General features: G+C 65.9%; 5 protein-coding genes and 6 tRNA genes. 10 read left to right on the top strand and 1 reads right to left on the bottom strand.

Features of this window, described 5'->3' with window-relative positions; translation table 11 throughout:
* Positions 1 to 34 precede the first annotated feature (34 nt).
* The 7 genes from DWQ67_RS03605 to DWQ67_RS03635 all read left to right on the top strand — a co-directional run bounded on the left by DWQ67_RS03605 (position 35) and on the right by DWQ67_RS03635 (position 5,383).
* The gene (locus DWQ67_RS03605) at positions 35 to 799 is read left to right on the top strand and encodes a fumarylacetoacetate hydrolase family protein (protein ID WP_121484185.1); all 765 of its coding nucleotides are present in this window, start codon (positions 35 to 37) and stop codon (positions 797 to 799) included.
* A 129-nt stretch (positions 800 to 928) separates the two neighbouring features.
* Positions 929 to 2,560, top strand: coding sequence for a stealth family protein (locus DWQ67_RS03610; RefSeq protein ID WP_121484186.1), 1,632 nt, complete (start codon positions 929 to 931; stop codon positions 2,558 to 2,560).
* An 11-nt stretch (positions 2,561 to 2,571) separates the two neighbouring features.
* Positions 2,572 to 4,080: a glutamate--tRNA ligase gene (gltX, locus tag DWQ67_RS03615; RefSeq protein ID WP_121484187.1), complete on the top strand. Its 1,509-nt coding sequence runs from the start codon at positions 2,572 to 2,574 to the stop codon at positions 4,078 to 4,080.
* Positions 4,073 to 4,810 (top strand): HAD family hydrolase, encoded by a 738-nt coding sequence (locus tag DWQ67_RS03620; RefSeq protein ID WP_121484188.1) that lies wholly within the window; start codon positions 4,073 to 4,075, stop codon positions 4,808 to 4,810. Before gltX ends, DWQ67_RS03620 begins: the two co-directional genes overlap by 8 nt.
* A 174-nt stretch (positions 4,811 to 4,984) precedes the next feature.
* Positions 4,985 to 5,056, top strand: a tRNA-Gln gene (locus DWQ67_RS03625).
* A 57-nt stretch (positions 5,057 to 5,113) separates the two neighbouring features.
* A tRNA-Glu gene (locus tag DWQ67_RS03630) sits at positions 5,114 to 5,186 on the top strand.
* A 121-nt stretch (positions 5,187 to 5,307) separates the two neighbouring features.
* Positions 5,308 to 5,383, top strand: a tRNA-Glu gene (locus DWQ67_RS03635).
* Here the strand turns inward: DWQ67_RS03635 and DWQ67_RS14200 are convergent.
* Positions 5,362 to 5,496: a hypothetical protein gene (locus tag DWQ67_RS14200; protein WP_267899641.1), complete on the bottom strand. Its 135-nt coding sequence runs from the start codon at positions 5,494 to 5,496 to the stop codon at positions 5,362 to 5,364. The genes DWQ67_RS03635 and DWQ67_RS14200 overlap by 22 nt on opposite strands.
* A gap of 154 nt (positions 5,497 to 5,650) precedes the next feature.
* Between DWQ67_RS14200 and DWQ67_RS03640 the strand changes: the two genes are divergently transcribed.
* The 3 genes from DWQ67_RS03640 (at position 5,651) to DWQ67_RS03650 (ending at position 6,046) form a co-directional block, all read left to right on the top strand.
* Positions 5,651 to 5,722: transfer RNA gene (locus DWQ67_RS03640), tRNA-Gln, on the top strand.
* Positions 5,723 to 5,779: 57 nt separating this feature from the next.
* Positions 5,780 to 5,852, top strand: a tRNA-Glu gene (locus DWQ67_RS03645).
* A 118-nt stretch (positions 5,853 to 5,970) separates the two neighbouring features.
* Positions 5,971 to 6,046 (top strand) — tRNA-Glu (locus DWQ67_RS03650).
* Positions 6,047 to 6,070 lie beyond the last annotated feature (24 nt).

A 6,070-nucleotide genomic window follows, 5' to 3' on the forward strand; every position in this document is an offset into this window, starting at 1 on the left:
ACGCGTCCCCGCGGCGGGGCACTAGGCTGGGCCCATGCGTATTGCCCGTTGTGTCCTTGATTCAGAGCCCTTCTACGCGCTGGTGGAAGGGGATGAGGTTGCCGTGCTCAATGGCGACCCGTTCTTCCACGGTGTGCAGACCACCGGAACGCGCCACGCGCTGGAGGACGTGCGCCTGGTGGCGCCCATCATCCCGCGCTCCAAGGTGGTGGCCTTTGGCCGTAACTACGCCGAGCACGCCAAGGAGATGGGCAACGAGGTCCCCGCGACCCCGCTCATGTTCCTGAAGCCCAACACCTCCGTGGTGGGTCCGGGGGAGCCGGTGCAGTTGCCGTCCTTCTCCGATGAGATCTCCTATGAGGCGGAGCTGGCCGTGGTGATTGGCCGCATCTGCAAGGACGTGCCTGCTGCGGATGCGGATGCCGTGATCTTTGGTTACACCTGCGCCAATGACCTCACCGCTCGCGATGCGCAGCGCACCGACGGCCAGTGGGCTCGCGCCAAGGGCTGGGACGGCTCCTGCCCCCTTGGCCCCTGGATCGAGACGGAGCTTGACCCGGAATCCCTGGGCATCAAGGCCCGCCTGGACGGGGACACCGTGCAGGATGGGACCACCGCGGACATGATTCACGGCGTGGGTGAGCTGGTGGCTTTGGCCTCCGCCGCCTTCACGCTGCTGCCCGGGGATGTGCTGCTGACGGGCACCCCGGCCGGAGTGGGCCTGGTGCGCGAGGGACAGCGCGTTGAGGTAGAGATTGAGGGCATCGGGACGCTCTCCAACTTCTTTGTGCGCGCGTAAGTCTGTGCGCGCCTAGTTCCGTGCGCGCCTCGTTCCGAGCGCGCGTCGTACCGAGCGCGTCACCCGCGCAACCACTCACACCCGTCCTGCTTGTCTCACGTCGCCGTACTCTTCCTGGGAGCCCCGTTCATGCCGATCTCTGCCGCTGTGAAGGCCCTAGGCAAAACCGCGCTGCGCGAGGCTGCCTCCAGGGCCTCGGAAATGCGATTCGCCGTGACCAGGCACCGGGCTGGCGAGGCGCAGCGAACGTGGGGGCTGCCTGGCCAAAAGGTGATTGCGCTGGACTTCAACCCCGCGCTCTCACTCCCGGAGGCCAGGTCCGCTTCGGCGCAGCTGGCACGCGGCGTGCTGGAGCGGGCCGGCGTGGACTTCTTCCTGTGCCCCTCGCCCAGCCACCGCGCCACCATCCTGGGCGTCACGCAGGAGAATGCCGCCGCCGCACTGTCCGCGTTGGCCGCCGCCCCGGAGCTTGACGGCTGGCGTGCCTGCGCCGCAGGGGACGCACTGGGGAACCCCGTGATCACCCCGCTGGGGGCCTCCCGGCTGCGCGCCGTCGGCGGCGTGCGCCTGTGGCGGGTCCAGGCCGCTACGGCCACCAGCCGCTTCCGGTCAGGCCCCACGGAGGGTGTGGAGGTGCTGTTCTTCGGGGCCAACGAGGACCGCCCGCACGTGCTTGAGCCCCTGGTGCGGCGGGAGGGGCTGGCGGGATTGACGCTGGAGCAGACCCAGGATCGGGACGCCCACGGCGTGCCGCAGGTCTGGGCGCGTGGCCGCGACGTGCAAGAGGTGGGCTTCCCCATCGATGTGGTTTACACGTGGGTGGATGGCGCGGACGCCGAGTGGGCCAAGAGCAAGGCCCAGGCCAAGGCCGCGGTGGAGGGCGTGGTCTTCACCGAGCGCTCGGATGACGAGTCTCGCTTTGCCGACCACGACGAGCTGCGTTATTCACTGCGCTCGCTTGAACAATTTGCGCCGTGGGTGCGCCACGTGTGGATCGTCGCCGCGGGCCAGCGCCCGGCGTGGCTGCGGGACAGCGACCGGGTCACGGTGGTGGATCACCGCGAAATCTGGCCGGACCCAGCCCAGTTGCCCAACTTCAATTCGCACGCCATCGAGGCTAATCTGCACCGGATTCAGGGGCTGGCGGAGCATTTCTTGTACCTGAATGACGACAACTTCTTTGGGCGTCCCGTGAGCCCCGAGCAGTTCTTCCGCGGGAGTGGCCTGGCCAATGCCTTCCTGTCACGGGCCACGGTGGACTTCGCGGAGCCGGTGGAGGGCGAGATCGCCTCTACTACCGCGGCCAAGAAGGCGCGCGGTCTGGTGCTGGAGCAGTGCGGCGCCTACCCCACCCGCAAGTACTTTCATGCGCCCGCAGCGCTCACTCGCAGCAGGCAGGAGGAACTGGAACGCATCTTCCCCGCGGAGTTCGCTGCCACCCGTGCCGCGCAGTTCCGCACCACGGAGGACATCGCGGCCGCCGGCTCCCTCTCCATGGCGTACGGCCTGGCTACGGGCTCCGTGGTGACGGGCCGCATTCGCTATGACTACATTGATCCGGCCGTTCCGGACGGTGCCGCGCGGATGCGGCGCTACCTCAAGGCCAGGAACATGGACACCTTCTGCATCAACGACGGCTCCACCGAGGAGAGCCCGGAGGAGCGCAGCGCCACCCATGACCGGATCGCCGGCTGGTTGGAGGAGTTCCTCCCCGTGCGCTCCTCCTTTGAGCGGGAAGAAGACACCGTCACTTCCGCGTAGAATCTGGGACTATGAGCTTCACCTCCTCCCTCCCGACCGTCTCTGACTCCACCCCCGTGCGCGTGCGCTTTTGCCCGTCACCGACCGGTACCCCGCACGTGGGCATGGTCCGCACGGCCCTCTTCAACTGGGCCTATGCGCGCCACACCGGCGGCAAGCTGGTGTTCCGGGTGGAGGATACGGACGCCGTTCGCGACTCCGAGGAGTCCTTCAACCAGCTGATCGAGGCGCTGCAGTGGTTGGGCATGGATTGGGACGAGGGCGTGCTGGTGGGCGGCCCGCACGAGCCCTACCGCCAGTCTTTGCGTAGCGATATCTACACGGATGTCATCGAGAAGCTGGTGGCCGGCGGGCATGTGTATGAGGATTTCTCCACCCCGGATGAGGTGGAGGCACGTCACCGCGCCAAGGGCGAGGACCCCAAGCTGGGCTATGACAACTTTGACCGCGAGCTGACCCAGGAGCAGAAGGACGCCTTCCGCGCTGAAGGCCGCGCCCCCGTGCTGCGGCTGCGCATGCCGGATGAGGACATCACCTTCACCGACCTGGTCCGCGGCGAGATCACCTTCCCCGCGGGTTCGGTGCCTGACTTTGTGGTGGTGCGCGCCAACGGCAAGCCCCTCTACACGCTGGTGAACCCGGTGGATGACGCGCTGATGGGGATCACCCACGTGCTGCGCGGCGAGGACATCCTCTCTTCCACTCCCCGCCAGATCGCCCTCTACAAGGCGCTGATCCAGATTGGCGTGGCGGAATTTGTGCCGCTCTTTGGCCACCTTCCCTACGTCATGGGAGAGGGAAACAAGAAGCTCTCCAAGCGCGATCCGGAGTCCAGCCTGTTTAATTTGCGGGACATGGGCTTCATCAAGGAGGGGCTGGATAACTACCTGGCGCTCCTGGGCTGGTCCCTCTCCGCTGATGAGGACATTTTCTCGCTGGATCAGCTCGTGGAGCACTTTGACATCCACGATGTGCTGGGCAACCCGGCCAAGTTTGACCTCAAGAAGGCGGAGGCCATCAACGGCAATCACATCCGCATGCTCCCTGCGGACGTGTTCCGCGACCGCTTGATTCCCTACCTGGTGGCCGGGGGAGTGGTGTCGGAGCCGCTCACGGATCGCGAGGCCCAGATCCTGACCGCCGCCGCGCCGCTGATCCAGGAGCGCGTGCAGCTCCTGGGCGAGGCCCCTGCCCTGCTCGGCTTCCTCTTCACCCCGGATGCGGATCTGGTGGTGGCACCGGACGCGCTGAAGAAGCTCCCGGAGAATCTGGCTGAAGTGGTAGACGCCGCGATCGCCGCGTTGGAGGCGGTGCCGGAGTTCACCACGGAGCACATCGAGGCCGCGCTGCGCACCGCGCTCATTGACGGCCTTGGCCTCAAGCCGCGCCTGGCCTTTGGTCCCGTGCGTTCCGCCGTGACCGGCAACCGCATCTCACCGCCGCTGTTTGAGTCGCTGGAGATCCTGGGCAAGGAGTCCACGCTGGCTCGCCTGGGCTCCTTCCGTCAGCAGCATGCCTGAGTTGTTCCCCTCAACGGCGCCGGTTCCCACCGGCGCCGTTGGCGTCCTCTTTGACGTGGATGACACGCTGGTGGACCTGCGCAGCGCCATGCGGGTGGCCCTGCTCGGCGCGGCCGAGCGCGAGCTGCAGGGCCTGGATGAGGCGGCGCGCACGGAGTTTGCCGAGCACTTCTCCAGGGACACTGACGGCTTCTATGACGCGTATGTGCGCGGCGAGCTGGGGTTTGCCCAGCAGCGTCACCGGCGTCTGCAGGCCGCCCTTGCGGCGTGGGGTCTGCGCACGGAGCAGGACGTGGACGGCTTCTCCACGCGGTTCGAGTCGCTGGTGCGGGATTCCTGGCGCGTCTTTGCCGATGTGCACGGCGTGCTGGATGCGTTGGACGGCCTCGGCGTCCCCTACGGCGCGGTGACCAACAACGTGGAGAGCTATCAGCGCGGCAAGCTGCGGGCGGTGGGCCTGGAGCGCATCGGTGTGGTGATCGGCTCGGACACGGCCGGCGCACCCAAGCCGGATCCCCGCTCCTACCTGGCCGGCGTTGCCGCGCTGGGTACCGCAGCCGCCAGCACGCTGATGGTCGGGGACAACCCAGGGCACGACGTCGAGGGGGCGCGTCAGGCGGGTCTGCCGGCACTGCTGGTGGATCGCTTTGGCCGCTTCGCGGACCTGGGTGGGGTGAGCGGACTCACGCCGGTGGTGGGGTGGGCCGCGGGGGCCTTGCGCGCGCGGTGACCCGGCGGCGTGCCCCGTTTCTGATCCAGAAACGGCGAAACGGTGGCACTTTTTGAGGGGTTCGAACTGAGCCGGGGCCTCGGCGCAACGCCCTGGTACCGATTTGGTGCGGAGGGCAATCTCCGCTAAAGTTTGATCTGGCCTAGTGCTCCGTAGGAGTTCTGGGAATGCCATTGGGATATGGTGTAATTGGCAACACATCGGTTTCTGGTACCGACATTCTAGGTTCGAGTCCTGGTATCCCAGCGAGATTCATTGCGAATCTTGTGAGTGCGGGCCTTGTGCCCATAGCACTTCACGCACGGCCCCATCGTATAGCGGCCTAGTACACCGCCCTCTCACGGCGGCAGCACGGGTTCAAATCCCGTTGGGGTCACGGTCGCGACAACCCAGCTTTGCTTGGGTTCTTCGCGTCAGTGGTGAGAAGGTGCCTCAGCTTTTTTGGTCTGACCAGGAAGGTGAAAGCGCCAGGTTTTTTTGCAGTATCAGCAGTGCTTGGCCCCATCGTATAGCGGCCTAGTACACCGCCCTCTCACGGCGGCAGCACGGGTTCAAATCCCGTTGGGGTCACCAAGGTCAAGGGACCGGTTCTTCGGAGCCGGTCCCTTGCGCGTTTCCAGGCTCACTCGCCCGCGCTCACTTGCCAGTTCCTGCGCGCCCATGCGCTGGCCAATGCGCGGACCCATGCACCGGTCCGTGCGGCGGTCTGGGCGGCGGCAACGCAGTGGTTGTGTGGTGCTCCCGCGGCAAGCATGCGCGGCCTCGCCGGTTCGCATGGGTACACAAATTCGGGTAGGCTGTCATAGCGCCTGGTGCTCCGTGGAGTCCTGGGAATGCCATTGGGATATGGTGTAATTGGCAACACATCGGTTTCTGGTACCGACATTCTAGGTTCGAGTCCTGGTATCCCAGCGAGATTCATTGCGAATCTTGTGAGTGCGGGCTTTGTGCCCACAGCACTTCACGCACGGCCCCATCGTATAGCGGCCTAGTACACCGCCCTCTCACGGCGGCAGCACGGGTTCAAATCCCGTTGGGGTCACGGTCGCGACAGCCCAGCTTTGCTTGGGTTCTTCGCGTCAGTGGTGAGAAGGTGCCTCAGCTTTTTTGGTTTGACCAGGAAGGCGAAAGCGCCAGTTTTTGCAGTATCAGCAGTGCTTGGCCCCATCGTATAGCGGCCTAGTACACCGCCCTCTCACGGCGGCAGCACGGGTTCAAATCCCGTTGGGGTCACCAAGGTCAAGGGACCGGTTCTTCGGA

The organism is Galactobacter caseinivorans, assembly GCF_003640665.1.
Classification (GTDB): Bacteria; Actinomycetota; Actinomycetes; order Actinomycetales; family Micrococcaceae; genus Galactobacter; species Galactobacter caseinivorans.

Bases quoted from the DNA above. Each gene is read 5' to 3' on its own strand.
- DWQ67_RS14200 (WP_267899641.1), bottom strand. From the start codon at position 5,496: ATGGGTCCGCGCATTGGCCAGCGCATGGGCGCGCAGGAACTGGCAAGT.
- DWQ67_RS03610 (WP_121484186.1), top strand. From the start codon at position 929: ATGCCGATCTCTGCCGCTGTGAAGGCCCTAGGCAAAACCGCGCTGCGC.
- DWQ67_RS03605 (WP_121484185.1), top strand. From the start codon at position 35: ATGCGTATTGCCCGTTGTGTCCTTGATTCAGAGCCCTTCTACGCGCTG.
- DWQ67_RS03620 (WP_121484188.1), top strand. From the start codon at position 4,073: ATGCCTGAGTTGTTCCCCTCAACGGCGCCGGTTCCCACCGGCGCCGTT.
- gltX (WP_121484187.1), top strand. From the start codon at position 2,572: ATGAGCTTCACCTCCTCCCTCCCGACCGTCTCTGACTCCACCCCCGTG.